Here is a 26405-nt window from a genome sequence, read left to right as displayed (position 1 = left end):
TTTAACGATTGTGGCGACCCCGAATCCGTATCGAAGCGGGGCCTTCTGCCCCCCGAAAGCCCCTTGAAGCGGAGCCTTCCGGAGCTTAGACAGTCAGACCTGTTCGAAATGAGGAAGAGGAACCAAGCCCATGAATCTCATGCTCCCCGGTGCCGGTCTTAATTTTTCGGCAACAGCTGGCTCGGCCGCGGCAGATCCAGCGCTTGGCGACCTTCCCGTCTGGAAACTGCAGGATCTCTACCCCTCCGCCACCTCTACCGCTTTCACCAGCGACATGGAAAAGGCAGGCAAACACGCCATCGCCTTCGAGGAAAAATGGAAGGGCAAGCTAGCGGATGCAGCGAGTAAAAAAGGCGCTGAAGGTATTGGCCAGGCGCTGAAGGAATATGAGCAGCTGGATGACCTTATCGGCCGCCTCGGCTCGTTCGCGGGCCTCACCTATTTCTCCGATACGAGCAATCCCGTGAACGGCAAGCTTTACGGCGATGTCCAGGCAAAAATCACCGAATTCTCCGGCCATCTTCTTTTCTTCGCGCTGGAGCTGAACCGGATCGACGACGCGGTGATGGACGCCTGCATGGCGAATGACCCCGATGCCGGCCACTACCGTCCCTGGCTGATCGACCTGCGCAAGGACAAGCCCTACCAACTGGAAGACAAGCTGGAACAGCTCTTCCTCGAAAAGTCGATGACGAGTGCGGCTGCGTTCAATCGCCTCTTTGACGAAACGATGGCGGAGCTTCGCTACGACATCGACGGCGAAAAAGTGCCGCTCGAAGTGGCCCTCAATTTGCTGCAGGACAAGGATCCGGAAGCCCGCCGCAAGGCAGCGGTGGCGCTCGCCGAAACTTTCAAGGCGAATATCCGCACGTTTACGCTGATCACCAATACGCTCGCCAAGGACAAGGATATCTCCGATCGCTGGCGTGGCTTCGAGGACATCGCCGACAGCCGTCATCTGGCGAACCGCGTCGAACGCGAGGTGGTGGATGCGCTGGCGGCTGCCGTCAAGCAGGCCTATCCCCGCCTTTCGCACCGCTATTACAAGATGAAGGCAAAGTGGCTCGGAATGGACCAGATGAATTTCTGGGACCGCAATGCGCCGTTGCCGGAAACCTCCAACGCGGTAATTTCCTGGACCGAGGCGAAAGAGACCGTGCTCTCGGCCTACGGCAATTTCGCGCCGGAGATGGCTGCGATCGCCAGCCGCTTCTTCGACGAACAGTGGATCGACGCGCCGGTCCGTCCTGGCAAGGCGCCCGGCGCCTTCGCGCACCCGACGGTTCCGTCGGCGCATCCCTACGTGCTCGTCAACTATCTCGGCAAGCCGCGCGACGTGATGACGCTCGCCCACGAACTTGGTCATGGCGTACATCAGGTGCTTGCCGGCGAACAGGGCGCGCTCATGTGCCAGACGCCACTGACGCTCGCCGAAACCGCCTCCGTCTTCGGCGAGATGCTGACTTTCCGCGCACTGCTCGACAAGACCACCGACAAGCGTGAGCGCAAGGCGATGCTCGCCCAGAAGGTCGAAGACATGATCAACACGGTCGTGCGCCAGATCGCCTTCTACGAATTCGAGCGCGAGGTCCATACGGCACGCAAGGCCGGCGAACTGACCGCAGAAGACATCGGCGAACTGTGGCTCTCCGTCCAGTCGGAAAGTCTCGGGCCCGCGATCAGGATCTCGGAAGGGTATGAGACCTACTGGGCGTATATCCCCCACTTCATCCACTCGCCCTTCTATGTCTACGCCTATGCTTTCGGCGACTGCCTGGTGAACTCGCTCTATGCCGTTTATCAAAAGGCCGATAAGGGCTTCCAGGAGAAGTATTTCGAGATGCTGAGGGCCGGCGGGACGAAGCACCACTCCGAACTCCTGAAGCCTTTCGGCCTGGACGCCACCGATCCGTCGTTCTGGAGCAAGGGGCTGTCGATGATCGAAGGGCTGATCGACGAATTGGAAGCGCTTGATAGAGCCTGAGCTTCCAATCAAAAGGCACCGATGGCCGAAACTGAACGCTTTGTCCTTTTCCGGGATGATACGACCGGACAAGTGATGCTTTTCGCCGATCCGGCGGAGATCATCATCGCACGCAGCCGCGCCGAGTTCTTCCCGGCTCTGGCGCGGATGGAAGCGGCGAGAGCGCAGGGAAAGTGGCTGGCAGGCTACATGTCCTACGAGGCCGGCTATCTCTTCGAGGAAAAGCTGGCCGGCTTTGCGGAAGACGGCCGCCAGACGCCGCTGCTCTGCTTCGGCATCTTCGACGCGCCGCAGGCGGATGGCCATCCGCTTGCGCAGCCCAAACAGCGCCTCGAAAACGAGGAATTCCTGGCTGCGCCGAAAGCCGGGTGGGCGTTCCCTGTATATAAAGAGCGCTTCGACCGCCTGCATTGGCATCTGCGCCAGGGCGACTGCTATCAGGCAAACCTGACAATGCCGGTCGAAGCCAGTTGGAACGGCGATCCGTGCGCGGCTTTCTGGTCGCTGATCGAACGCCAGCCCGTAAAATACGGAGCGTTCGTCGATCTCGGCGGTCCTATCATCCTGTCCCGCTCTCCCGAGCTCTTCTTCCGGACGGACGAGCAAGGCTGGATCGAGACGCATCCGATGAAGGGCACCGCCAAACGCGGCGCCGACGCGGCCGAAGATGCAGCTATCATCGCGGCGATGCGGGCGGATATGAAGACCCAGGCAGAAAACCGGATGATCGTCGACCTGCTTCGGAACGACATCTCGCGCATCACCGAAGTCGGTACGCTCGATGTTCCGAAGCTCTTCGAGATCGAGACCTATCCGACCGTGCATCAGATGGTGAGTCATGTGCAGGCGAAGCTTCTGCCTGGCCTTTCCATCCGCGACATCTTCGCCGCCCTCTTTCCCTGCGGCTCGATCACCGGCGCGCCGAAGATGAGCGCAATGCATATCCTGCAGGAACTCGAGGACGCGCCGCGCGACGCTTATTGCGGGGCGATCGGCATGATTTCCCCGACCGGGGCCATGCGCTTTTCCGTTGCGATCCGCACCATCAGCCTCTTTGAAGGCGGCAAGGCGATCTTCAATGTCGGGGGCGGCATCGTCTTCGATTCCACCGCCGAAGCAGAATATGAGGAGTGCCTGCTCAAGGCGCGCTTCGCGATCGGCGATCAGGAGATCGCCCGATGAGCGACTTCTCGTTGATCGAGACACTGCGATGGGAACCTGACACCGGCTTTGTCCGCCTCCGGTTGCACCTTGCCCGATTGAACCGCTCCGCCCGCCGCATCGGCTTTCCTGCGCCGCGACATGCGCTCGACGAGCTCAATGAAGCAATCGAGGGCGCGACCGGCGCTTTGCGCGTCCGGCTAACCTTCGATGCTCGTGGCCGGATCGAAGTCACGGCTGCCCCCTTCGCGCGGCTCGCGCCGGGTACGGTTTGGACCGTCCGTATTGCTGCAACCCGCCTCGACAGCGCCGACAAACTGCTGCGGATCAAGACGACCCGCCGCGCCGTTTACGATGACGCGCGCGCCGAATACACGCCGCTGCAGGCCGACGAAATGCTGATGCTGAACGAACGCGGCGAGGTTTGCGAAGGCACGATCACCTCGGTCTTCCTTGACGACGGTTCCGGGGTGCTTCGCACACCACCGATCTCCTGCGGCCTGCTCGCCGGCGTGCTGCGTACCGAGCTGATCTGCGAGCGCAAAGCCCGCGTCGGCCGCATCGCGGTGAGCGATCTGGTGAACGGCCGGATCTATGTCGGAAACTCGCTCCGAGGCCTCATCCCGGCAAGGCTTGTTCTCTAAGCCGCGATCTTCAGCCGGTCCCGGCCGCTGACCTTCGCGAGGTAAAGCGCTTCGTCGGCGCGGGCGTAGAGTTCCTCCGCTGTATCGCCCGGCCGCAACTCGGCAAGCCCGGCAGAGCAGGTGTAGCAGAAATCCGGGGTTGCCTGGATAGGGCGAGCAACGCGCACCATCTCGAGGATGCGGTCGATGATCTCCTTGCCCTGCTCCAATGTCGTATCCGGTAGAACCAGCATGAACTCCTCGCCGCCGATGCGGCCGAAACTATCCCTCCGGCGCACAAGCGGATGGACCCGACGCGCAAAATCGATCAGCACCTGGTCGCCCACCTGATGGCCGTAACTGTCGTTGATCCGCTTGAAAAAATCGAGATCGATGATGCAGACGCAGCCGCTGACGGAAGCGATCGACCCGAGGCGACAAACCATGTTCTCAAGCGCCGCCATCATGAAGCGGCGGTTGGAGATACCGGTCAATTCGTCGGTCTGCGAGGCGCGCAGCGCAAAATCGCGATCCTGCCTGAGGTCGCGCTCGCTTGACTTCATGTCCGTGATGTCGCTTGCGATGCAGAGCATCCAGCCGTCCCGCTGCACTGTTTCCGTCATCCAGAACCAGCGGCCGTCGACGACGTCGGTCTCGAAAGCGCGAAACGGCAGTTTCCCTCGCCGCGACTGCGCGGAAACAAGCCACATCTCGAAGTCGGCGGCACGTATGATCGTGCCGCGTCCTGCCTTCGTGTTGCGGCGCATAAGGTCGGCCCACAAAGGGGTCTCATTCGGCTCAAGCGCGAAGGTCGAACGAAAGGCCGCGTTCGCATACCGCAAACGGTCATCCTGATCGTACAGCGCGATCAGGACGGCACTTTCTTCCTGCAACTCCGCGAGCCGCTCCGTTATCTGGGTCATCCGATGGCTCCGGGCGTGCTGGGTAACTACGTGTGGGACTCTGCTGCAAAATTATAAAAAGAAGATGGATGGCAGCGTTCCGATTGAATATCTCAACGGGCTCGAAACGATACATCGGAGGTTTTGCAATGTTCATCCTCTCGCTAATCTACGTGAAGCCTAATGAAGAGGCCGACAAGCACATGGAACAGCATATGGCCTGGGTCAACGCGGGCTATGCAAAAGGCTGGTTCCTTGTCTCGGGACGCAAGGTGCCGCGAACCGGCGGCGTGATCCTCGCGATCGGCAATCGTGCCGAGATCGAGGCCTATGTCGCCGCCGATCCGTTCACGGTGCACGGCGTTGCGAATTACGAGATCACGGAAGTCGCGGTGACAACGGTGGCTGATGGGCTGGATATCCTGAAGAGTTCTTCCATCAAGGCACAGTGATGCGTTAGACCTTTGCTATGACGCTTCCGACCTACACACCCTACGACGGCTCCTCTCAGCCCTTCACCATCGGCCTCTTGCCGCTCGACATCGGCCGCTGGATCGAGCCGAACGGTGATCTGCCGCGCTATCTCGGCGAAAAACAGCTCCTAGCTGAAACCCGCCGGCATGAAATTTTCGTCGCTGAAGAAGGCACCGACGCCGCTCAGCAGGAATGTCTCGACCTGCTTCTGAGTTACCTCTGCGAAGCGCATCCCGATCTCTACGAGCGGAACGGCAGTCTCATCGAGGTCGTCGGCAAAGCCGTCGATCTTTCGGACCAGTCCCTGCCCCCGCTTTTGAAGGCCGGCTTGCTCATCGCCGACGATCTCGCCATCATGCGCCGGAAGGACGACGGCTGGCATCTTGTCGCCGCCCATGTGTCCTTCCCTTCCTCCTGGTCTCTGCATGAGAAATTTGGAAAACCGATGCACGCAATCCATGCGGACGTGCCGGGCTTCGGTGAGGGAACCCGCAATGCAGCGCTGATCACCCGCATCTTCGACAATCTGCAGGTCGCTCAACCCGTCGAGCGCATGAACTGGTCCGTGAACGTCACGAGCGATCTCTTCCTGCCCTGGTCCAAGCATCGCCGCCCGCCGCAGGCCGAGGCCTTTACGCTCGCCGAGCGCTTCGCCCGCGTCGAGCGCCAGACTTTACGGAAGCTGCCGGTTTCCGGCGATATCGTCTTCACCATCCACGTCTATGTCGATCCGATCGCCGCGATCGTACATCACCCCAAGGCCGGCGAACTCGCCGCAAGCTTTGCGGCACAGCTGGAGGCGCTTGACGAACAGCAGACCGCCTATAAAGGCCTGACGCTGCAGAAGGCCGAACTCGTTGCAAAGCTGCGCATGCTCGCGCGGGAGCTTTCGCCTGCCTGATAAGTTGACCTTTCCGGCTCTGGCGCTCTTTATTGTGACGGCATTTTATGATTAGAGCCGGTTACTTTTAAGTTTTTGCGCGCCTCCAAAATAATTCTTGAGGCTTGCCGCTTCCACACAGGAGAAAAGAATGACGGAACAGAACCATCCGGTATATTCCGAAATTACCGGCCCGATCGTCATGATCGGCTTTGGCTCCATCGGCCGCGGTACGCTGCCGCTGATCGAGCGCCACTTCAAATTCGACAAGAGCCGGATGGTAGTCATCGACCCGCGTGACGACGCAGATCACACCGAAATAATGGCAAAGCACGGCGTGAGGCACATCAAGTCGCATGTCACCAAGGAAAACTACAAGGATCTGCTGAAGCCGCTTCTGACCGAAGGCGGTGGCCAGGGTTTCTGCGTCAATCTTTCCGTCGATACCGGATCGGTCGACCTGATGAAGCTCTGCCGCAAGCTCGGTGCTCTCTACATCGACACCGTCGTCGAACCGTGGCTCGGCTTCTATTTCGACAAGGACCTGAAGAACGCCGACCGCACGAATTATGCGCTGCGCGAAACCCTTCTTAAGGAGAAGGCCAAGAATCCCGGCGGCCCGACCGCCGTCTCCACCTGCGGCGCGAACCCCGGCATGGTTTCCTGGTTCGTCAAGCAGGCACTCGTCACCCTCGCTAACGATATCGGCCTCAAGTTCGAACAGCCGGATCAGCACGATCGCGAAGGCTGGGCGAAGCTGATGAAGAAGGTCGGCGTCAAGGGCATTCACATCGCCGAGCGCGACACCCAGCGCACCAAGCATCCGAAGCCGCTCAACGTCTTCTGGAACACTTGGTCGGTCGAAGGCTTCATCTCCGAAGGCCTGCAGCCGGCCGAACTCGGCTGGGGCACCCATGAGAACTGGATGCCAAAGAACGCCAAGAAGCACAAGAAGGGCTGCCAAGCCGCAATCTACCTGGAACAGCCGGGCGCCAACACCCGCGTTCGCACCTGGTGCCCAACGCCAGGCCCGCAGTACGGCTTCCTCGTCACGCATAACGAGTCGATCTCGATCGCCGACTTTTTCACGGTTCGCGACAAGGACGGCGAAGTCACCTTCCGCCCGACCTGCCACTACGCCTACCATCCGGCAAATGATGCCGTTCTCTCCCTGCACGAGATGTTCGGCAACGGCGGCACGCCGCAGCCGGTTCACCACGTTCTCGACGAGGACGAGCTGGAGGACGGGATCGATGAACTCGGCGTACTCCTCTACGGTCACGAAAAGAATGCCTTCTGGTACGGCTCCCGTCTGTCCGTCGAAGAGACCCGCCGCATCGCTCCTTACCAGAACGCGACTGGCATGCAGGTGACCTCCGCCGTTCTGGCCGGCATGGTCTGGGCTCTCGAACACCCGACGGCCGGCATCGTCGAAGCCGACGAGATGGACTACAAGCGCTGCCTTGAAGTGCAGCTTCCCTATCTCGGCCCGGTTGAAGGCCACTACACCGACTGGACTCCGCTCGATGGCCGCCCGGGCCTTTTCCCGGAAGACATCGACACCAAGGATCCGTGGCAGTTCAGGAACATCCTGGTTCGCTCGTAACCGGATTCAGATCAGCATCGATGCCCGCCGAAAGGCGGGCATTTTTGTAACGCCTGCAGTGTAATTTCGCTTTCCCGTTGCAGCAGGCTTGCCATGGCGGCGGGCTCGCGCCATGTTTTTCGGGACTTTCGCGGCCATCGTCCGCTTCGAATCGCCTGGAGAAACCTATGACGGTCAGAAACATTCTCGTTCTTGCGGGTGCAGCAGCAGCGCTTGCCGCCTGTGTCTCGAACCCGCGCCCCATGCCGGTCGCGGCACGCGCTGCGCCGACCGGCGTCGAGGGTTCCTGGACTGATCCGAACGGTATTGTTTCCACCTTCCAGGCTGGCACCTTCACCACCCGTACGACCGACACCAACCAGATGCTCGCATCCGGCACCTACGTCAACAGCTCGCCGTCGCTGGTGGAAATCAGCATGACCTCGCTGGTTCGCAAGACGCAGTCCAAGGTCAATTGCGCGCTGGTTAGTCAAAATCAGCTGAACTGCACGTCGGACGCAGGTTCGCAATTCACGCTAACGCGCCAGATGTAATTTCCCGATCAGCGTTCAGCACAAAAAGCTCCCCTCGCGGGAGCTTTTTTGTTCTTGCCTCATGGAAAGCGTTCCGGCGGTCATCGCTTTTCGCTTGCGATTACGCAGGCTTGGTGAAAACATCCGCTCGCCGGGCAACCGACGAGATGAGGGACGGGCGAAGTCGGGGGTAAGGACTTTCGCCATTAAAATCAGGAGAGAGGAATGACCAAGTCTTTTAGCTTCGGTCTGCTGACCGCATCGATGCTGGCGCTCAGCACCAGCGCCGCGTTCGCGGACTACCAGCTCAATATTCTTCATATCAACGATTTCCATTCACGCGTCGAACCGATCAACAAGTTCGATTCCACCTGTTCGGCAGAAGAAGAAGGCAAGAAGGAATGCTTCGGCGGCGCCGCCCGTTTGAAGACCGCGATCGACCAGCGACGTCAGGCACTTTCCGGCCGGAATGTCCTGCTGCTGAACGCCGGCGACAATTTTCAGGGCTCGCTCTTCTACACGACCTATAAAGGTGCCGTGGAAGCCGAGATGCTGAACGCCATGAAGTTCGATGTCATGACTGTCGGCAACCATGAGTTCGACGACAGCGAGGATGGCTTGGCGACCTTCCTCGACAAAGTCCAGTTCCCGGTTATTTCCGCCAACGTGCTTGCCGGCGACAGCTCGAAGCTCCGCGATCGGATCAAGCCGTCGGTGGTGCTCGACGTCGGTGGCCAGAAGATCGGCATCGTCGGTGCCGTAACCAATGATACCGAAGAGCTTTCCTCTCCCGGCCCGAACGTGATCATTGCCGATGACGTCCAGACCATCACCGCAGCCGTTCAGGAATTGAAGGCGCAGGGCGTCGACAAGATCATCGCGCTGACCCATGTCGGCTACCCGCGCGATCTCTCGGCTATCGCCAAGATTCCGGATGTCGATGTCGTTGTCGGCGGCCATTCGCACAGCCTTCTCTCCAACACCGATCCTAAGGCCGAAGGCCCCTACCCGACGATGGTCGACAATCCAGGCGGCTACAAGGTGCCGGTCGTTCAGGCTGCCTCCTACAGCAAGTATCTCGGCGATCTCGTTGTCGACTTCGATGACAACGGCGTGGTCAAGAGCGCCAAGGGCGACCCGATCCTGATCGACTCCTCGTTCACGCCGGACGCGGCGCTGACAACCCGCATAGCGGAGCTGGCCAGGCCGATCGAGGAACTGCGCAAGAAGGTCATAGGCTCGTCCGAAGGTCCGATCGAGGGGGATCGCACGGTTTGCCGCGTCAAGGAATGCTCCATGGGCAACCTCGTCGCTGACGCCATGCTCGACCGCACGAGGAACCAGGGCATGCAGATCGCCATCCAGAACGGCGGCGGCCTGCGTGCCTCGATCGACGGCGGCGAGATCACCCAGGGCGAAGTCATCAGCGTGCTGCCTTTCCAGAACACGGTCGCCACCTTCCAGCTGACGGGAGAAGATGTGGTCAAGGCGCTTGAAAACGGTGTCAGCCAGATCGACCAGGGCGCCGGCCGCTTTGCGCAGGTCGCCGGTCTCAAATACAGCTTCGACAAGTCCAAGCCTGCCGGCAGCCGCATCAGCGACGTTCGGGTTGAAGAGAGCAACACCTTCGTGCCGATCGATCCCGCCAAAACCTACGGCGTCGTCACCAACAACTTCATGCGCGGCGGCGGCGACGGCTATTCGGTCTTCGAGACGGCCGGCAAGAATGCCTATGACTTCGGCCCCGATCTTGCCGACGTGACAGTCGACTATCTGGCGGCGCACAACCCCTACAAGCCCTACACCGACGGGCGCGTAACGGAGGTCTCCGGCGCCATGGCCCAGGCTCCGGCCGCGCCGGCACCCACGCAGGAACCCGCGCCTGCCCCGGCTGCATCCCAGCCTGCACCAGCACCGGCTGCACCCGCCCCTGCAGAGCCGGCACCCGCTGCCGCAACGCCTTCGACCCACGTCATCGCCAGCGGCGATACACTCTGGGATCTTGCGAAGCAGTTCTACGGCGACGGCATGCTCTGGAAGAAGATCTCCGAAGCCAACGGCAATCCCAATCCTCACCGCCTGTTTGTCGGCAAGGAGCTTCAGGTTCCGGCGAAGTAAGACGATTTGTCTCGATCATGAAAGCCGGTCCGGGGTTTCCTGGGCCGGCTTTCCTACATATAGGGATGAAATCAGGCTGGCACGGCTGCGGATGAGCCGGCAAAGACTATCTAGTGTTGGGGGACTAAGATGACCGTTGAAACTTCACACCGTCCGGCGGAGCATCCACCCGTTAAATCCGACAAGATCGGGGTCCTCCTCGTCAATCTCGGCACCCCTGACGGCACGGACTACGCTTCGATGCGCCGCTATCTGCAGGAATTCCTCTCAGACCGCCGCGTCATCGAGGAGCCGCGCTGGAAATGGTATCCCATCCTCTTCGGCATCATCCTCAATACCCGCCCGCAAAAGGTTGGCAAGGCCTACGAGACGATCTGGAACAAGGAGAAGAACGAGAGCTATCTGCGCACCTATACGCGCAACCAGTCCGATCTCATGGCCGAGCGCTTGGAGGACCTGCCGAACGTCAAGGTTGATTGGGCGATGCGCTACGGCACCCCCTCGATCGCCTCGCGTATCGACGCCCTGAAGGACGCAGGTTGCGACCGTATCGTTCTTTTCCCGCTCTATCCGCAATATGCGGCAGCAACGACCGCGACCGTCAACGACAAGGCGTTCCAGCATCTGCTGACGATGCGGTGGCAGCCGGCGCTGCGCACCGTACCGGACTATCACGACGACGAAACCTATATCGAGGCGCTCGCCAACTCGGTGACGCAGCATCTTTCGACGCTCGACTGGGAACCGGAGATGATCCTCGCCTCCTTCCACGGCATCCCTCTGTCCTACTTCGAACGGGGCGATCCGTACTACTACCAGTGTCAGAAGACCGGCCGGCTGCTGCGCGAAAGGCTTGGCTTGCCGGAGGAAAAATTCATGGTGACCTTCCAGTCTCGTTTCGGGCCGGAAGAATGGCTCCAGCCCTATACCGACAAGACCGTCGAAAAGCTGGCGCAGGACGGCGTCAAGCGTCTCGCCATCATCAACCCCGGCTTTGTCTCCGACTGTCTTGAGACACTGGAGGAAATCGCCGAGCAGGCGGCTCATTCCTTCCATCAGAACGGCGGCGAACGATTTGCCCACATCCCCTGTCTCAACGACAGCGAGGACGGCATGCGCGTGTTGGAAAAAGTTGTACGCCGCGAGCTGCTTGGCTGGGTCTGAGGCTGTCATTTCCGAATTGCAAAGAACATGTTAACTCACCACATCTGATGATGCGGCGCGTCCTGGCGCCGAGGGAGGGTTTTCATGCTCTTGGGCGGTTTCGATATCGTCGTTATTGCACTCGTGGTCTTCGTGATCCTGGTGCTGTTTGCAGGCATCAAGACCGTGCCGCAGGGGTTCCGCTATACGATCGAACGCTTCGGCCGCTACACGCGGACGCTGGAGCCCGGGCTTAACCTCATCGTGCCGTTCATCGAGCGCATCGGCGCGCGGATGAACGTAATGGAGCAGGTGCTCGATGTGCCGACGCAGGAAGTCATCACCAAGGACAACGCTTCGGTCTCCGCCGATGCGGTTGCCTTCTATCAGGTGTTGAACGCCGCGCAGGCCGCCTATCAGGTCTCCAATCTCGAAAACGCCATCCTCAACCTCACCATGACCAATATCCGTTCGGTCATGGGCTCGATGGATCTCGACGAGCTTCTTTCCAATCGCGATGCCATCAACGACCGGCTGCTCCGCGTGGTCGACGACGCCGTGCAGCCGTGGGGCATCAAGGTGACCCGAATCGAGATCAAGGACATCCGTCCGCCGAGCGATCTTGTCGATGCCATGGCGCGGCAGATGAAGGCTGAACGCGAGAAGCGGGCGCAAATCTTGGAAGCCGAAGGTTCGCGCAATGCCCAGATTCTTCGCGCCGAGGGTGCCAAGCAATCGGCCATTCTCGAGGCCGAGGGCCAACGCGAAGCAGCGTTCCGGGAGGCGGAAGCCCGCGAGCGTCTGGCCGAAGCCGAAGCCAAGGCGACGAGAATGGTCTCCGACGCCATCGCCGCGGGTGATGTGCAGGCGATCAACTACTTCGTCGCTCAGAAGTATACCGAAGCCCTTGCGTCGATCGGCTCCGCCTCCAATGCCAAAGTCGTGCTGATGCCGATGGAGGCCTCTTCCATCCTCGGCTCTCTGAGCGGCATTGGAGCGATTGCCAAGGAAGTCTTCGGCGACGACTCCAATCCGCCTTCACCGCGTCCGCGCCAGGTGCCGCCACGGACCACGCCGCCGGTCAATCCCTTCAATCAAACCCCGGAGCGCTGACGAATGCTGGCCCGCATCGTTGCAGAACTCGGACCGTGGAGCTGGTGGATTGCGGGCTTCGTGCTGCTTGCGGCCGAAATGATAGTGCCGGGCGTCTTCCTCGTCTGGATCGGGCTTGCCGCTCTCGCCGTCGGCATTCTTTCGCTACTTCTGTGGGACGCAGCCTTCTGGGTCTGGCAAACTCAGCTCATTTTCTTCGCGCTCCTTGCCGTTGCGGCCACATTCCTCGGCCGCCGGCTGACGCTGAGCCACGATGCGACCGACGAGCCCTTCCTCAACCAGCGGGGCGCAAGCCTCGTCGGCCGGACGGCGACGCTCGCCGAGCCGATTGCGGAAGGCCGCGGCCGCATCCGCCTCGACGATACGATCTGGCGGGTGATAGGCCCGAACCTTCCGGCGGGAACACAGGTGAAAGTCGTGGCGAGCAATGGGCGCGACCTGGTGGTCGAGCCGCTCTGATCAGGCAACGCCGATCCGCAGCAGGTCGTGGAAGTGCACGAGCCCAATCGGGCGATTGTCATCGTCGACGACGATCAGGGCACCGATGTGATGCTGGTTCAGGAGCGCAAGCGCTGCTGTTGCGAGCATGGTGGGCTTCGCGATCTTCGGCGTGTGCGTCATGATGTCATCGACCATCAGTTCCGCCAGATTGCGCGTCAGATTGCGCGCCATATCACCTTCCGTGACGATGCCGCAGAGCCGTCCGTCTTCATCCAGAATGCCAACGCAGCCGAAATGCTTTCGTGACAGAACCTGGATCGCCTCCGGCATCGGCGTACCCTTGCCGACGAGCGGCACGCGGTCGCCTGTATGCATGACATCGCCGACATGCATGAGGCTCGCACCCAGCTTGCCGCCCGGATGGAAGACGTGGAAATCCCGTGCTGTAAAGCCCCGCCCTTCAAGCAACGCGATTGCCAGCGCATCGCCAATCGCAAGCTGCATCAAGGTCGACGTCGTTGGAGCAAGGCCGTTCGGGCAGGCTTCCTGCTCATTCGGAACGAGCAGCACGACATCCGAGGCCGCCGCCAGCGACGAGCTCTCGCTGCAGGTGATCGAGATCAGCGGGATGGAAAATCGGCGCGTGTAGGAAATGATGCTGCGCAGTTCCGCGCTTTCGCCGCCTTTGGATATGGCAAGGACGAGGTCGTCCTTCGCAATCATTCCCAGATCGCCGTGATTGGCCTCCGCGGCATGAACGAAAAACGCAGGCGTGCCGGTCGAAGCAAAGGTGGCCGCCAGCTTTGCACCAATGTGCCCGCTCTTGCCGACGCCGGTTACGATGACGCGGCCGCTAATGCCGCCGATCGTTTCCACGGCTTGTGAAAAGGGCCCGGCAAGACCGTTGTCCAAGGCGCGTTCCAGCGCCTCCAGCCCCCGTCTCTCCGTCTCGATCGTACGCCTTGCGGACTGGAGGACACCGTCTTCAACGAGATTGAGTGCTTTCCTCATCATGATCCTGCGTTAGCGCGTTTCGTTCGGGGTGTCCACCCGCGTCGCTTCACAACCTGTGAACGACGTACACGCAACGAATGATTAACCACAAGGCTTTACGTTCGGGTAACGAATTGAAGCATGCCGCACGCGGAATTCTGATGACCAAGGAAAGAGACACGAGCAGTTTGACGCCGCTCCGGGCGACGCGTTTTGCCGTGTCCTCTGTGGCTCTTGTCGCGGTGTTTTTCGTGCCGAGCCTCGGGCTTGCGCAATCGGCACAGAGCAGGAGCGGCAACGGCACGCTTTCGTCTGCACCGACTTCGCAATCTTCCGCTCGTGGCTCCCTAAGCGCGCAACAATCTTTGCCGGCAGGCGATAACGCGCTCAGCGACGGCGGCCTAGCGAGCCCTTCCCCGGCTGCGGCAACCAGCGGGACCCAGCCCGATGCCGACCAGCAGGCGACCACGGCCACGACGACGAATGCAGATCCATCGGACGAAACGACCGGCTCCATCCTCGACGAGGACATACGGCGCCTGAACATCCGCGAACCCGCGATCGATGATAGAAGGACGCCACGTAAGCCGGACGAAACCCTCTTGGATCAGCAGACGGAAGGCATCCGCATAGGCACCTTCGTGCTGCGCCCCTCCGTAACGCAGACGATCAACTCGGAAACGACGAAAGACAGCGGCACGAAAGACACGCGTGCCTTCCTGCAAACCGATGCCAATGCAACGCTGACTTCCGATTGGGCGCTGCATCAGCTCACGATCACGAGCCTGGGCACATGGCAGCAGAATGTTAGCGGAAGTGGCGAGGAACAGCCCGCCTTCAACATCGACGGTGACCTTCGGCTCGACCTGCCCGACGATACGGTTGCGCATATTAGAGGCGGCTACCGGTTCTATCGCGAGGATGTCGACGATCCGAATGCCATCGCCAATGCCGATCAGCAATCGGATGTGCAGGAATTTTCGGCCGGCGCATCCGTTCAGCGCGATTTCGGTATCCTGCGCGGCACTGCCGGGCTCGACCTGACCCGAACGATTTACTCCGACGCCGTGCTTTCGAACGGCACCAGGATCTCGCAGGCAGACCGCGACCAGACGGCCGGCACGTTGCGAACGCGCGTCGGCTATGAACTCTCGCCGGCGCTCATCCCCTTCATCGAAGTTTCCGTCGGCAAGACGGTCTATGACGAACGCGAGGATTCGGCAGGGTTCGCGCGCTCCGGCAACACCTACGGCGGCAAGGCCGGCGTCGAGGTCGATCTCGGAGAGAAGCTGAGGGGCGAGGCTGGCCTTGGCTATGAAACCGCGACCTATGACGATAGCCGGCTGGACTCGATCGGCACCGCAACCGTCGACGCAAGCCTGCTCTGGTCGCCTCTTCGCGGAACAGACGTGAGTTTCGATCTGGCGACTAGCATCGAGCCTTCGACGACGGCTGGTCAGAGCGGTTATGTGCAGCACGCGCTGACGACGGCGGTCACACACCAGCTGCGGGACAATCTTCAGGCAACGGCACTGGGCGGGGTGATCTTGCGGGACTACCCCTCAGGCGGCAGCAGCGATGAAACGGTCTATACGACCAGTGCCGGACTGAGCTGGGCCATCAACCGCTATCTCGATTTCACCAGCACGCTGGGATACGAGCTGACGCAGCGGGACGAGGGCGCCGACTCGCAGCAATGGCGAGCCGGCGTCGGTCTCAGGCTGAAGCGCTAGCCTCAGAGACGCTTCAGCAGCGCCTTGAAACCCTCTTCGACGGCGGGACGGATATCGGCGCGTTCGAGCGCGAATGCGACGTTGGCCAAGATGAAGCCATCCTTTGCTCCGCAATCATATGTCGTGCCACGGAAGTGGTAACCCGCAAAATCCTGCGTCTGGAGCAGTTTCAGCATGCCATCGGTCAGCTGGATTTCGTTTCCGGCACCGCGTTCCTGCGTCTCGAGGATCTTGAAGACCTCGGGCTGCAGGATGTAGCGGCCGTTGATGAAAAAGTTGGAAGGCGCCGTACCCTTGGCAGGCTTTTCGACCATGCCGGTGATGCGGAAGCCATCCCCTCGCGCTTCGCCTACGCCGACGATACCGTATTTGTGTGCCTGATCGGGGGCACATTCCTCGACAGCAATGATGTTGCCGCCGGTCTGGGCATAGAGGTCGATCATACCCTTCATGCAGCCCTTGCCTTCGGCCTTCATGATCATGTCCGGCAGGAGGAGGGCAAACGGTTCATCGCCAACGATCTCTCGGGCGCACCACACGGCATGCCCTAGGCCAAGCGGCTCCTGCTGACGAGTGAAGCTGACCGAGCCTGCCTTTGGCAGCTGATCGGCAAGCAGCGTGATTTCCGCCTCCTTGCTCCGCTCGCGCAGCGTCTGCTCGAGTTCGAAATGGATATCGAAATAGTCTTCGATGATGTGTTTGTTGCGACCGGTGACGAACACGAAGTGTTCAATGCCGGCCTCGAGCGCTTCGTCGACCACATATTGGATGATCGGCTTATCGACGACGGTCAGCATTTCCTTCGGCACGGCTTTCGTGGCTGGGAGGAAACGAGTCCCCAAACCTGCAACTGGAAACACCGCCTTACGAACTTTCTTCTGCTGTCCCACGTAGACCTCCTAGGGGGCTATATCACTATAAACTCAGGCTATTTAGGGTGAACTAGATAGAAAAGGCTACCGTTTTACGAAGGATGACGGCGCAAACAGGTCATGGTAAAGAATTTGTTGACTCCGTTCCGGTAGTGTCGCGTTTGGACGGAAACTGTAGCTCCGCCGTACTTGCAACGAAGATGACGGATACGACTGCCAATGACCCTGATTCACAAATACTCCTTTCGTGGTCTTGCTCTCGCATTCTTGGTGACCGCTTCCGCAGGTTTGGCTCCGCACAACGCGGCTGCCGACCAGCGGTTCCAGAAGTGGATCGCGGACTTCTACCAAACAGCCGCGCAAAATGGCATCAGCAAGGCAACCTACCGGAAAGCTTTCGCCGGAGTGACCGAGCCGGACCCAACCGTCCTCGAAAAAGCGACCTTTCAGCCTGAGTTCACAACCAAGATTTGGGACTATGTGGACTCCCGTGTAAACCCCTACACGGTCGAGATCGGCCGTAAAATGGCTGCAAAGCATGCCGCGACGCTGAAGGCGATCGAACGCCAGTTCGGCGTCGACAAGAACATCATACTCGCGATCTGGTCGATGGAATCGAACTACGGCGAAGTCCTCACGAAGGACGACCGGCTGCACTATGTGCCGCGTGCGCTTGCGACCCTTGCCTACGCAGATGACCGCCGAGCGAAATATGCCAAGAAGCAGCTCGTTGCCGCGCTGAAAATCCTGCAGAACGGCGACATTTCCGCCGAGGGAATGACCGGATCGTGGGCCGGTGCGATGGGCCATACGCAGTTTATCCCGACAAGCTATCTGCTCTATGCCGTCGACGCCGACCGAAATGGTCACCGCGACATCTGGAACTCCATTCCGGATGCACTTGCAACCACCGCCAATCTTCTCGCCAAGAACGGCTGGGATACAGGCAGAACGTGGGGCTACGAAGTCTCGGTTCCGGCGAATGCCGCAAAGCAGGCCGGCAAAACGCACACGATTGCCCAATGGGCGGCGATGGGTGTCACCCGTGCAAACGGCAAAGCCTTCCGCGACGGTTCGACGCGAGCCGTGTTGAAAATGCCGGCGGGTGCCGGCGGTCCGGGCTTCCTGATGACCGCCAACTTCTTTACCATCAAGAGGTACAATGCATCCGACAGCTATGCGCTTGCCGTCGGTTTGCTTGCCGACGAAATCGCCGGCTACGGCGGTATGAAGCAAGCTTGGCCGCGCCCGGACGGCACGCTGGACATCAAGGAAAAATTCGAGCTGCAAACGCGCTTGAAGACACTTGGCTATTACGATGGCAAGGTCGATGGCAACTTTGGTTCGGGTTCTAAAGCCGCCATCTCGGCCGTCCAGGAACGTCTCGGCATGCAGGCCGATGGCCAACCTTCCAAGCCCCTCCTGAACGCTCTTCGGCGCTAGAAGGAAGAAATCCGCGACATCGTTCCATGGGGAGTGGACGCGTGTGCCACCGCCGTGCGAAAATGTCGCGAGAGGCGGGCATGACCATGCGTATATCGGGCAACAAGCGGAAATTTGGCTGGCGGGCGCTGCTTTCCGCAACTTTAGTGCTTTCTTTCAGCGCGCCAGCGGATTTTGCCGGTGCCCAGGAGCGCTATTACTACCGTCGCTCGTTTTGGGATGTTTTGCTAGGCCGCCGTTACATCGACCAGCGCTATTCGCAGCCGCCCGAGGTTCGCCGCGCACCGCCACAGCGTCAGTTGCGCAGGCGGCCGGCACCGCCTTCGCCTACCAGAGCGGCCGCTCCCGTGCGGCCCGCGGCGCCGATCCAGCAGGAACCGCCGGTCCAGAAACTGCAGAACGCGCAGAAGATTCTGATTGTCGGCGACTTCCTCGCAAGCGGTCTCGGCGACGGTATGACGGAAGCCTTCAAGACATCGCCGGGCGTCGTCGTCGAAGCCCGTGGCAATGTCTCCTCTGGCCTCGTGCGTGACGACTATTATGACTGGCCCTCGCAGCTCCTGAAGATGATGGACGAGGTCAAGCCGGCGATGGTCGTCGTCATGCTCGGCGCCAACGACCGGCAACAGATGGTAACCGACGCCGGCAAGGAAAAATTCAAGACCGACGGATGGTATGGCGAATATCAGCGCCGCGTCGTCGCATTCGGCAAGGAAGTAACCGCCCGCAAGATACCGCTGCTTTGGGTCGGGCTGCCCGCCTTCGAATCGCCCTCCGCGACAGCCGATGCCGTTCAGATGAACCAGCTTTATCGCAAACAGGTCGAAGGCGTCGGCGGCGAGTTCGTCGACATCTGGGATGGTTTCGTAGACGAGAACGGCCAATTCATCGTTACCGGTTCCGACATCAACGGCCAGCAGGTGCGCCTGCGCACTTCGGACGGCATCAACCTGACGCAAGCCGGGCGGCGCAAAATCGCCTTCTATGTTGAAAAGCCGGCCCGCCGCCTTCTCGGCATGCAGGCAAGTCCCGACCTTGTGCGTCTCGATACGAGTAACGCACCTCATCTCGGACAGCCGTCGAGCCCGCTTGAGCTGCCGATCAGCCTTTCGGACCCCAATCTTGACGGTGGAAAGGAGCTTCTTGGCGGCATGCAGCTTCCTGCCAGCCAGACGAAGTCGCCTCGCGATATGCTGGTGGAGGAAGGCAAGATGGAACCGGCGCCGACAGGACGCATAGACGACTACCGGCTACCGGCAGCGAAGGAGCCGAAGCAGGTCTCAACGAAATAGCCGCTAAGCCTGCGATACGCCGCTGGAGCGTACGTAAATGAAGTTCTCATGGCGCTCGCCTTCGAACTCGAAATAGGTCGAACCGCATCTCCGAAGGCCGTGCTTTTCATAGAACCGGATTGCTGGCGCATTTTGATGGTTCACGCTGAGCCAAGCATCACTCCTGCCACGCGCCGCCAAAACACGGTCTGCCTCCGACAGCAGCGCGGCACCAAGCCCCCTTCCGAGAAAATGCTCCTGGACATAAAGCGTCACGATTTCCGTATCGATCGCGAGAGGTTCGGAGCACGGCGCTTCGAAATCGAGACGCAGATAGCCAGCCAAGTGCCCGTCGATCTCGCAAAGAATAAAGTATTGGGGATCGGAGGCGATATGGCGCCTGAAATTTTCCTCGGTGAACTGCGTGAGGACATAATCCGCCATGGACCGGCGGATTCCGGTCTTCGCGTAGGTGTGCAGCCACACCTGAATTGTGAGGGCCGCGACGTTCGCGGCGTCGCCAGGCCGGGCTTTTCGGAAAGAGACGGTCATTACCGCATCGATATACCGCCTGCGGTTTCTCGCAAGCGGATTTCTCAAACCCGGATGCGGGCGATCAGCGCGGCAGGACCGTCGAACCCATCAGCGCTTCATCGATCGCGCGGGCCGCCTGGCGGCCTTCGCGAATCGCCCAGACGACCAGCGACTGGCCGCGGCGAACGTCGCCTGCCGTCCAGAACTTGTCGATTGAGGTTTTGTAGTCCGTGTCGTTCGCAACGACATTCGTCGAGCCGCGGCGGTCGGTATTGAGCGCCAGCTTGCCGTCGAGTTCCTTGAGCACGCTACCGGTGAACGGTCCGCGGAAGCCGATGGCGATGAAGGCGAGATCCGCCTTGATGACGAACTCCGTGCCCGCAATCGGCTTGCGGCGCTCGTCGACTTCACAGCACTTGACGCCGGTGAGTTGACCGTCTTCGCCAATGAATTCGAGCGTGGCAACCTGGAATTCGCGGACCGCGCCTTCGGCTTGCGAGGAGGAGGTGCGCATCTTCGTTGCCCAGAACGGCCAAACGGCGAGCTTGTCTTCCTTTTCCGGCGGCTGCGGGCGGATGTCGAGCTGGGTGACCTTCACCGCGCCCTGACGGAACGCCGTGCCGACGCAGTCCGATGCGGTATCGCCACCGCCGACGACGACGACATGCTTGGCGCCCGCCAGAATCGGGTCCGACGCCCAGCCGACGCTGTCGATGTTTTCGCGGCCGAGGCGCTTGTTCTGCTGCACGAGGTACGGCATCGCATCATGGACGCCGGCCAGATCGGTGCCCGGGATTCCCGCCTCGCGTGGCGTTTCGGAGCCGCCGCAATAGAGCACCGCGTCGTAGTCGGCGAGGAGTTGCTCAACCTTGATCTCGACGCCGACGTTGGCGCCGCAATGGAAGGTAACACCTTCGCCTTTCATCTGCTCGACACGACGATCGATGAAGTTCTTCTCCATCTTGAAGTCGGGAATGCCGTAACGAAGGAGGCCGCCTGGGCGACTTTCGCGTTCGTAAACATGCACGTCATGACCGGAACGGCCGAGCTGCTGTGCCGCGGCCATACCAGCAGGACCGGAACCGATGATTGCGACTTTCTTGCCGGTATGAACAGTTGCCGGCTGCGGGCGGATGAAGCCGAGCTCGTAAGCCTTGTCGGCGATTGCCTGCTCGATCGTCTTGATCGCGACCGGCGTATCTTCGAGGTTCAGCGTGCAAGCCTCCTCACACGGTGCCGGGCAGACGCGTCCAGTGAACTCTGGGAAGTTGTTGGTCGAATGCAGGTTCTGGATCGCCGCTTCCCAGTTGTTGTTATAGACGAGGTCGTTCCAGTCCGGAATCTGGTTATGAACCGGGCAGCCGGTCGGCCCATGGCAATAGGGAATGCCACAGTCCATGCAGCGTGCTGCCTGTTTCTGAACTTCCTGGTCCGACATCGGGATCGTGAATTCGCGGAAATGCCGGATGCGATCCGAGGCAGGCTGATACTTCGCTACCTGCCGGTCGATTTCCAGAAACCCTGTGACCTTACCCATATTTTCGTCCCTTACACTCATGACCGCCTCGCCTGCGGCCAGTTGTCCATCGTCAGCCTCGACAGCGGAGGCAGGTTGCTTCTTTCGACCGTCATCAAAGATATCCCTTGAGTGCTTTCCACGCGTCTGCGCTGCCTGAGGCTGCTGCCGATCTGTGGGCCATTGAGATATTTTGGTCATCCGCCGCGCCGGTCTGTGCCGGCGCCGCGGATCATCAGCGCAATTATTCGGCCGCAATTCCCATGCGGCTCCGCTCCATTTCCTCGAGTGCACGGCGGTACTCGACCGGCATGACCTTGCGGAATTTCGGGCGGTAGTCGGCCCAGTTGTCCAGTATCTGCTTGGCGCGGGTGGAACCAGTGTAATGCAGATGGTTGGAGATCAACTGATAGAGGCGCTCCTCGTCATGACGCGTCATGTCACCGGAGACGTCGACGCGCCCCTTGTGCATCAGGTCGCCGCCGTGATGATGCAGCTTCTCCAGCATGTCGTCCTCTTCCGGAACCGGCTCGAGCTCGACCATGGCCATGTTGCAGCGTTTCGCGAAGTCACCCTGCTCGTCGAGAACATAGGCCACGCCGCCGGACATACCTGCCGCGAAGTTGCGGCCCGTTCCGCCGAGCACGACGACGACGCCACCCGTCATGTATTCGCAGCCGTGATCTCCCACGCCTTCGACGACAGCGATCGCGCCGGAGTTACGCACCGCGAAGCGTTCGCCCGCAACACCGCGGAAGTAGCATTCGCCCTCGGTCGCACCGTAGAGCACGGTGTTGCCGACGATGATCGACTCTTCCGCAACGATCTTCGAGTTCTCGGGAGGACGGACGATGATCTTGCCACCCGAAAGCCCCTTGCCGACATAGTCGTTTCCGTCGCCGATGAGGTTGAAGGTGATGCCACGCGCTAGGAACGCGCCGAACGACTGACCGGCGGTACCCTTGAGCGTCACCTTGATCGTATCGTCTTTCAGCCCGCGGTGGTTATAGCGCTTGGCAACTTCACCGGACAGCATCGCGCCCGCCGAACGATCGACGTTCTTGATATCGACCTCGAAGGCAACCGGCGTCTTTGAGGAGAGAGCGGGCTCGGCCTTCTCGATCAGCTTGCGGTCGAGAATGTCGTCGATCGGGTGCTTCTGGCGGGTCGTCCAGAAAGTCTCTTCCTTGGCGGCATCGACCTTGTGGAAGATGCGGCTGAAGTCGAGGCCCTTGGCTTTCCAATGCGCCAGCATCTCGTCCTTTTCGAGCAGTTCCGAGGCACCGATGATGTCATCGAGCTTGGTGAAGCCGAGCGAGGCTAGGATCTCGCGCACTTCGTTGGCGACGAAGAAGAAGTAGTTGATGACGTGCTCGGGCGTTCCCCTGAAGCGCTTGCGCAGAACCGGATCCTGCGTCGCAACCCCTACCGGACAGGTGTTGAGGTGGCACTTGCGCATCATGATGCAGCCGGCGGCGATCAGCGGCGCGGTCGCAAAGCCGAACTCGTCGGCGCCGAGCAGCGCACCGATAATGACGTCGCGGCCGGTCTTCAGGCCACCGTCGACCTGCAGGGCAATGCGCGAGCGGAGGCCGTTCAGCACCAGCGTCTGCTGGGTTTCGGCAAGGCCGATTTCCCAGGGCGAACCCGCATGCTTCAGAGAGGTGAGCGGCGAGGCACCCGTGCCGCCGTCGAAGCCTGCGACGGTTATGTGGTCCGCGCGCGCCTTGGCGACGCCGGCGGCAACCGTGCCGACGCCGACTTCCGAGACGAGCTTGACCGAGACATCCGACGTCGGGTTGACGTTCTTCAAGTCGTAGATCAGCTGCGCGAGATCCTCGATCGAATAGATGTCGTGATGCGGCGGCGGCGAAATCAGGCCGACACCCGGTGTCGAGTGGCGGGTCTTGGCGACCGTGGCATCGACCTTGTGGCCGGGCAGCTGGCCGCCCTCGCCGGGCTTGGCACCCTGCGCCACCTTGATCTGCAATACGTCCGCGTTGACCAGATATTCGGTCGTGACACCGAAGCGCCCCGACGCGATCTGCTTGATTGCCGAGCGTTCCGGGTTCATCGAGCCGTCGGAGAGCGGCATATAGCGGTCGGATTCTTCGCCGCCCTCGCCGGTGTTCGACTTGCCGCCGATCTTGTTCATGGCGATCGCGAGCGTCGTATGCGCCTCACGGCTGATCGAGCCGAAGGACATCGCACCCGTCGAGAAGCGCTTGACGATGTCGGCGGCCGGCTCGACCTCATCGACCGAGACGGGCTTGCGTCCGAGCTGTTCAGCGCTCTTGACCTTGAACAGGCCGCGAATGGTGTTCATGCGCAGCGCCGAGGTGTTCACCATTTCAGAGAATTCGCGGTAGCGATCCTCGGCATTGCCGCGGACAGCATGCTGGAGGGCGGCGACCGCATCCGGCGTCCATGCGTGGCTCTCGCCGCGCATGCGGTAGGCATATTCGCCGCCGATATCGAGCGTGCTCGCCAGGAGCGGATCACGACCGAAGGCCGCGTTGTGGCGAGCAACGGTTTCGGCAGCGATTTCTTCGAGACCGACACCTTCGATCATCGTTGCCGTGCCGAAGAAATACTTGCTGACGAATTCCGACTGCAGGCCGATTGCATCGAAGATCTGCGCGCCGCAATAGGACTGGTAGGTCGAAATGCCCATTTTGGACATGACCTTGAGGATGCCTTTGCCGACCGCCTTGATGTATCGGTAGACGATTTCGCTGGCGTCCACCTCCTTGGGGAATTCGCCCTTCGCATGCATGTCGAGCAGCGTGTCGAAGGCGAGATACGGGTTGATCGCTTCCGCACCATAGCCTGCGAGCAGGCAGAAATGGTGCACTTCGCGCGGCTCGCCGGTTTCGACAACAAGGCCGACCGAGGTACGAAGCCCCTTGCGGATCAGGTGATGGTGCACGGCAGCCGTTGCGAGCAGGGCCGGGATCGCGATCCGATCCGGGCCGACCTGACGGTCGGAGAGCACGATGATGTTGTAGCCGCCCTTGACGGCCGCTTCGGCGCGCTCGCACAGACGGTCGAGCATCTCAGGCATGCCTTCGGCGCCGCGTTCGACATCATAGGTAAAGTCGAGCGTCTTGGTGTCGAAGCGGTCTTCCGTGTGCCCGATGGAGCGGATCTTTTCCAGATCGCCGTTCGTCAGGATCGGCTGGCGCACTTCGAGGCGCTTGGCGTTTGCCATGCCCGTATGGTCGAGAATGTTCGGCCGCGGCCCGATGAACGAGACGAGGCTCATGACAAGCTCCTCGCGGATCGGATCGATCGGCGGGTTCGTCACCTGCGCGAAGTTCTGCTTGAAATAGGTGTAGAGCAGCTTCGACTTGTCGGACATGGCCGAGATCGGCGTATCCGTACCCATCGAGCCGATCGCCTCCTGACCCGTCGTCGCCATCGGCGACATCAGGATCTTGGTGTCTTCCGTCGTGTAGCCGAAGGCCTGCTGGCGGTTGAGCAGCGAAACGTCACGGCGCAACGCCCGCGGCTCGACGGGCTTCAGGTCCTCAAGAATGAGCTGCGTGCGGTCGAGCCAGCTGCGGTACGGATGCTTGGTCGCGAGCTGCGACTTCACCTCGTCATCCGAGATGATGCGGCCTTCCTCAATGTCGATCAGCAGCATCTTGCCGGGCTGCAGGCGCCACTTCTGGATGATGTTTTCCTCCGCGACCGGCAGCGTACCGGCTTCCGAGGCGAGGATGACGCGATCGTCGTTGGTGACGAGATAACGGGCGGGTCGCAGGCCGTTACGGTCAAGCGTAGCGCCGATCTGTTTTCCGTCGGTGAACGCAACGGCGGCCGGACCATCCCACGGCTCCATGAGCGCGGCGTGGTATTCGTAGAATGCCTTGCGCTCGGCCGCCATCGACTGGTTGCCAGCCCAGGCTTCCGGGATCAACATCATCACCGCATGGGCGAGCGAATAACCGCCGCGCTGCAGGAATTCGAGCGCGTTGTCGAAGCAGGCGGTGTCCGACTGCCCCTCATAGGAGATCGGCCACAGCTTGGAGATATCGTCGCCGAAGAGCGGCGAGGACACGGATGCCTGGCGCGCCGCCATCCAGTTGACGTTGCCGCGCAGCGTGTTGATTTCGCCATTATGGGCGACCATGCGGTACGGGTGAGCCAACTTCCACGACGGGAAAGTGTTGGTGGAGAAGCGCTGGTGCACGAGCGCCACCGCGCTTTCGAAGCGCGGGTCCGACAGGTCCTTGTAGTAGGCGCCGACCTGGTAAGCCAGGAACATGCCCTTATAGACGACCGTCGCCGACGACAGCGACACCGGGTAGAAGTTGCTCTCCTCGCCGTCGAATTCGTCGTAGATGCGGTTGGAGATTACCTTGCGCAACGTGAAGAGACGGCGCTCGAACTCGTCGTTCGTTGCAGCATCCTTGCCGGCGCCGATGAAGACCTGCACATGATGCGGCTCGGTTGCGGCGATCTCAGGCGCCTTGGAGAGCGACGAGTTGTCGACCGGAACGTCGCGGAATCCGAGGAAAACCTGGCCTTCCTCGGCGATGACGTCCTTGATCACCTTCTTGAAGTGTTCGATCTGCTGCTCGTCTCGCGGCATGAAGATATGGCCCATGCCATATTCGCCCACCTTCGGCAGGATGACACCCTGCTTCGCCATTTCCTCGCGGAAGAAGCGGTCGGGGATCTGCACGAGAATGCCCGCGCCGTCACCCATCAACGGATCAGCGCCGACGGCACCGCGATGGGTCAGGTTTTCGAGAATGAAGAGACCGTCCTTGACGATCTGGTGCGACTTCTGACCCTTCATATGCGCGACGAAGCCGACACCGCAGGCATCGTGCTCGTTGCGCGGGTCGTAGAGCCCTTGTTTTCGCGGCAGGCCGGAGGCGGGTTTACGCGTATTGGCCGTTGCGCGCACGTCTGCCGCTGCGAACCGGTCAAAACCCGTGGATGGCGTCTTCGTCATCTTTCCCTCCTGTCAGAGCCCGCGATCGGGCGGCTTTTCGTCGTGCACCGTCCCTGTCTGGTTCGGCACGCGACAGCGCTGTTGCATTGTGAAGATCCGGTCGCGTAAGTCCGCTCAAAA

The 26405-nt window shown here is 60.8% G+C and carries 20 protein-coding genes; 14 read left to right on the top strand and 6 right to left on the bottom strand.

All coding sequences use genetic code 11. The features are described 5' to 3' along the window. Nucleotides 1–130 precede the first annotated feature (130 nt). Genes ACPYOI_RS08990 through ACPYOI_RS08980 form a run of 3 tightly spaced genes read left to right on the top strand, consistent with a single transcriptional unit; the run spans nt 131 to nt 3789 of the window. Nucleotides 131–1984, top strand: a complete 1854-nt coding sequence (locus ACPYOI_RS08990) for a M3 family oligoendopeptidase (RefSeq protein WP_481416053.1) — start codon at nt 131–133, stop codon at nt 1982–1984. A 21-nt stretch (nt 1985–2005) separates the two neighbouring features. Beyond that, nucleotides 2006–3166, top strand: a complete 1161-nt coding sequence (locus ACPYOI_RS08985) for an aminodeoxychorismate synthase component I (RefSeq protein WP_481416052.1) — start codon at nt 2006–2008, stop codon at nt 3164–3166. Then, nucleotides 3163–3789: an aminotransferase class IV family protein gene (locus ACPYOI_RS08980; RefSeq protein ID WP_481416051.1), complete on the top strand. Its 627-nt coding sequence runs from the start codon at nt 3163–3165 to the stop codon at nt 3787–3789. The genes ACPYOI_RS08985 and ACPYOI_RS08980 overlap by 4 nt, the downstream gene beginning before the upstream one ends. On the opposite strand, the gene ACPYOI_RS08975 is transcribed toward ACPYOI_RS08980, so the two are convergent. Then, nucleotides 3786–4691 carry a GGDEF domain-containing protein gene (locus tag ACPYOI_RS08975; RefSeq protein ID WP_481416050.1) on the bottom strand — a complete coding sequence of 302 codons (906 nt, stop codon included), beginning with the start codon at nt 4689–4691 and terminating at the stop codon, nt 3786–3788. The two genes, ACPYOI_RS08980 and ACPYOI_RS08975, sit on opposite strands and share 4 nt — an antisense overlap. A gap of 128 nt (nt 4692–4819) precedes the next feature. On the opposite strand from ACPYOI_RS08975, the gene ACPYOI_RS08970 reads away from it, so the two are divergent. The 8 genes from ACPYOI_RS08970 (at nt 4820) to ACPYOI_RS08935 (ending at nt 12975) form a co-directional block, all read left to right on the top strand. Further along, complete coding sequence (locus ACPYOI_RS08970; protein ID WP_481422804.1) at nt 4820–5122, top strand: YciI family protein; 303 nt, start codon at nt 4820–4822, stop codon at nt 5120–5122. 17 nt (nt 5123–5139) lie between these two features. Then, complete coding sequence (locus ACPYOI_RS08965) at nt 5140–6045, top strand: heme-dependent oxidative N-demethylase family protein (RefSeq protein ID WP_481422803.1); 906 nt, start codon at nt 5140–5142, stop codon at nt 6043–6045. 130 nt (nt 6046–6175) lie between these two features. Next, nucleotides 6176–7630 (top strand): homospermidine synthase, encoded by a 1455-nt coding sequence (locus ACPYOI_RS08960; RefSeq protein ID WP_481422802.1) that lies wholly within the window; start codon nt 6176–6178, stop codon nt 7628–7630. Nucleotides 7631–7797: 167 nt separating this feature from the next. After that, nucleotides 7798–8163, top strand: coding sequence for an outer membrane lipoprotein Omp10 (omp10, locus tag ACPYOI_RS08955; RefSeq protein ID WP_481416047.1), 366 nt, complete (start codon nt 7798–7800; stop codon nt 8161–8163). A gap of 204 nt (nt 8164–8367) precedes the next feature. Then, nucleotides 8368–10260, top strand: coding sequence for a 5'-nucleotidase C-terminal domain-containing protein (locus ACPYOI_RS08950; protein WP_481422801.1), 1893 nt, complete (start codon nt 8368–8370; stop codon nt 10258–10260). A 129-nt stretch (nt 10261–10389) separates the two neighbouring features. Beyond that, nucleotides 10390–11424 carry a ferrochelatase gene (gene hemH, locus ACPYOI_RS08945; protein WP_481416045.1) on the top strand — a complete coding sequence of 345 codons (1035 nt, stop codon included), beginning with the start codon at nt 10390–10392 and terminating at the stop codon, nt 11422–11424. An 84-nt stretch (nt 11425–11508) separates the two neighbouring features. Continuing rightward, the gene (locus ACPYOI_RS08940; RefSeq protein ID WP_481416044.1) at nt 11509–12516 is read left to right on the top strand and encodes an SPFH domain-containing protein; all 1008 of its coding nucleotides are present in this window, start codon (nt 11509–11511) and stop codon (nt 12514–12516) included. Nucleotides 12517–12519: 3 nt separating this feature from the next. Beyond that, nucleotides 12520–12975 (top strand): NfeD family protein, encoded by a 456-nt coding sequence (locus tag ACPYOI_RS08935; protein ID WP_481416043.1) that lies wholly within the window; start codon nt 12520–12522, stop codon nt 12973–12975. Here the strand turns inward: ACPYOI_RS08935 and ACPYOI_RS08930 are convergent, their stop codons facing one another. After that, complete coding sequence (locus tag ACPYOI_RS08930) at nt 12976–13971, bottom strand: KpsF/GutQ family sugar-phosphate isomerase (protein WP_481416042.1); 996 nt, start codon at nt 13969–13971, stop codon at nt 12976–12978. Nucleotides 13972–14111: 140 nt separating this feature from the next. Between ACPYOI_RS08930 and ACPYOI_RS08925 the strand changes: the two genes are divergently transcribed. Further along, nucleotides 14112–15683, top strand: coding sequence for an outer membrane beta-barrel protein (locus ACPYOI_RS08925; RefSeq protein ID WP_481422800.1), 1572 nt, complete (start codon nt 14112–14114; stop codon nt 15681–15683). A gap of 2 nt (nt 15684–15685) precedes the next feature. Here ACPYOI_RS08925 and galU read toward each other — a convergent pair whose 3' ends face one another. Further along, the gene (gene galU, locus ACPYOI_RS08920; RefSeq protein ID WP_481416040.1) at nt 15686–16573 is read right to left on the bottom strand and encodes a UTP--glucose-1-phosphate uridylyltransferase GalU; all 888 of its coding nucleotides are present in this window, start codon (nt 16571–16573) and stop codon (nt 15686–15688) included. Nucleotides 16574–16774: 201 nt separating this feature from the next. Between galU and ACPYOI_RS08915 the strand changes: the two genes are divergently transcribed. Continuing rightward, nucleotides 16775–17998: a lytic murein transglycosylase gene (locus ACPYOI_RS08915; RefSeq protein WP_481416039.1), complete on the top strand. Its 1224-nt coding sequence runs from the start codon at nt 16775–16777 to the stop codon at nt 17996–17998. Nucleotides 17999–18078: 80 nt separating this feature from the next. After that, nucleotides 18079–19290 carry an SGNH/GDSL hydrolase family protein gene (locus ACPYOI_RS08910; RefSeq protein ID WP_481416038.1) on the top strand — a complete coding sequence of 404 codons (1212 nt, stop codon included), beginning with the start codon at nt 18079–18081 and terminating at the stop codon, nt 19288–19290. Between the two features lie 3 nt (nt 19291–19293). On the opposite strand, the gene ACPYOI_RS08905 is transcribed toward ACPYOI_RS08910, so the two are convergent. The 3 genes from ACPYOI_RS08905 to gltB form a co-directional block, all read right to left on the bottom strand. Further along, complete coding sequence (locus ACPYOI_RS08905; RefSeq protein ID WP_481416037.1) at nt 19294–19821, bottom strand: N-acetyltransferase family protein; 528 nt, start codon at nt 19819–19821, stop codon at nt 19294–19296. Between the two features lie 64 nt (nt 19822–19885). Continuing rightward, nucleotides 19886–21340, bottom strand: coding sequence for a glutamate synthase subunit beta (locus ACPYOI_RS08900; RefSeq protein WP_481416092.1), 1455 nt, complete (start codon nt 21338–21340; stop codon nt 19886–19888). A gap of 223 nt (nt 21341–21563) precedes the next feature. Then, nucleotides 21564–26285 (bottom strand): glutamate synthase large subunit, encoded by a 4722-nt coding sequence (gene gltB, locus ACPYOI_RS08895; protein WP_481422799.1) that lies wholly within the window; start codon nt 26283–26285, stop codon nt 21564–21566. Nucleotides 26286–26405 lie beyond the last annotated feature (120 nt).

It is taken from the genome of Rhizobium sp. SVR5-2C (assembly GCF_056755115.1).
This window is presented reverse-complemented; position numbering and strand designations above follow the sequence as displayed.

Bases quoted from the DNA above. Each gene is read 5' to 3' on its own strand.
- hemH (WP_481416045.1), top strand. From the start codon at position 10,390: ATGACCGTTGAAACTTCACACCGTCCGGCGGAGCATCCACCCGTTAAA.
- ACPYOI_RS08975 (WP_481416050.1), bottom strand. From the start codon at position 4,691: ATGACCCAGATAACGGAGCGGCTCGCGGAGTTGCAGGAAGAAAGTGCC.
- ACPYOI_RS08950 (WP_481422801.1), top strand. From the start codon at position 8,368: ATGACCAAGTCTTTTAGCTTCGGTCTGCTGACCGCATCGATGCTGGCG.
- ACPYOI_RS08990 (WP_481416053.1), top strand. From the start codon at position 131: ATGAATCTCATGCTCCCCGGTGCCGGTCTTAATTTTTCGGCAACAGCT.
- gltB (WP_481422799.1), bottom strand. From the start codon at position 26,285: ATGACGAAGACGCCATCCACGGGTTTTGACCGGTTCGCAGCGGCAGAC.
- ACPYOI_RS08905 (WP_481416037.1), bottom strand. From the start codon at position 19,821: ATGACCGTCTCTTTCCGAAAAGCCCGGCCTGGCGACGCCGCGAACGTC.
- ACPYOI_RS08930 (WP_481416042.1), bottom strand. From the start codon at position 13,971: ATGATGAGGAAAGCACTCAATCTCGTTGAAGACGGTGTCCTCCAGTCC.
- ACPYOI_RS08925 (WP_481422800.1), top strand. From the start codon at position 14,112: ATGACCAAGGAAAGAGACACGAGCAGTTTGACGCCGCTCCGGGCGACG.
- ACPYOI_RS08935 (WP_481416043.1), top strand. From the start codon at position 12,520: ATGCTGGCCCGCATCGTTGCAGAACTCGGACCGTGGAGCTGGTGGATT.
- ACPYOI_RS08900 (WP_481416092.1), bottom strand. From the start codon at position 21,340: ATGGGTAAGGTCACAGGGTTTCTGGAAATCGACCGGCAGGTAGCGAAG.
- ACPYOI_RS08965 (WP_481422803.1), top strand. From the start codon at position 5,140: ATGACGCTTCCGACCTACACACCCTACGACGGCTCCTCTCAGCCCTTC.
- ACPYOI_RS08980 (WP_481416051.1), top strand. From the start codon at position 3,163: ATGAGCGACTTCTCGTTGATCGAGACACTGCGATGGGAACCTGACACC.
- ACPYOI_RS08910 (WP_481416038.1), top strand. From the start codon at position 18,079: ATGACCATGCGTATATCGGGCAACAAGCGGAAATTTGGCTGGCGGGCG.
- ACPYOI_RS08915 (WP_481416039.1), top strand. From the start codon at position 16,775: ATGACCCTGATTCACAAATACTCCTTTCGTGGTCTTGCTCTCGCATTC.
- ACPYOI_RS08960 (WP_481422802.1), top strand. From the start codon at position 6,176: ATGACGGAACAGAACCATCCGGTATATTCCGAAATTACCGGCCCGATC.
- ACPYOI_RS08985 (WP_481416052.1), top strand. From the start codon at position 2,006: ATGGCCGAAACTGAACGCTTTGTCCTTTTCCGGGATGATACGACCGGA.
- omp10 (WP_481416047.1), top strand. From the start codon at position 7,798: ATGACGGTCAGAAACATTCTCGTTCTTGCGGGTGCAGCAGCAGCGCTT.
- ACPYOI_RS08970 (WP_481422804.1), top strand. From the start codon at position 4,820: ATGTTCATCCTCTCGCTAATCTACGTGAAGCCTAATGAAGAGGCCGAC.
- ACPYOI_RS08940 (WP_481416044.1), top strand. From the start codon at position 11,509: ATGCTCTTGGGCGGTTTCGATATCGTCGTTATTGCACTCGTGGTCTTC.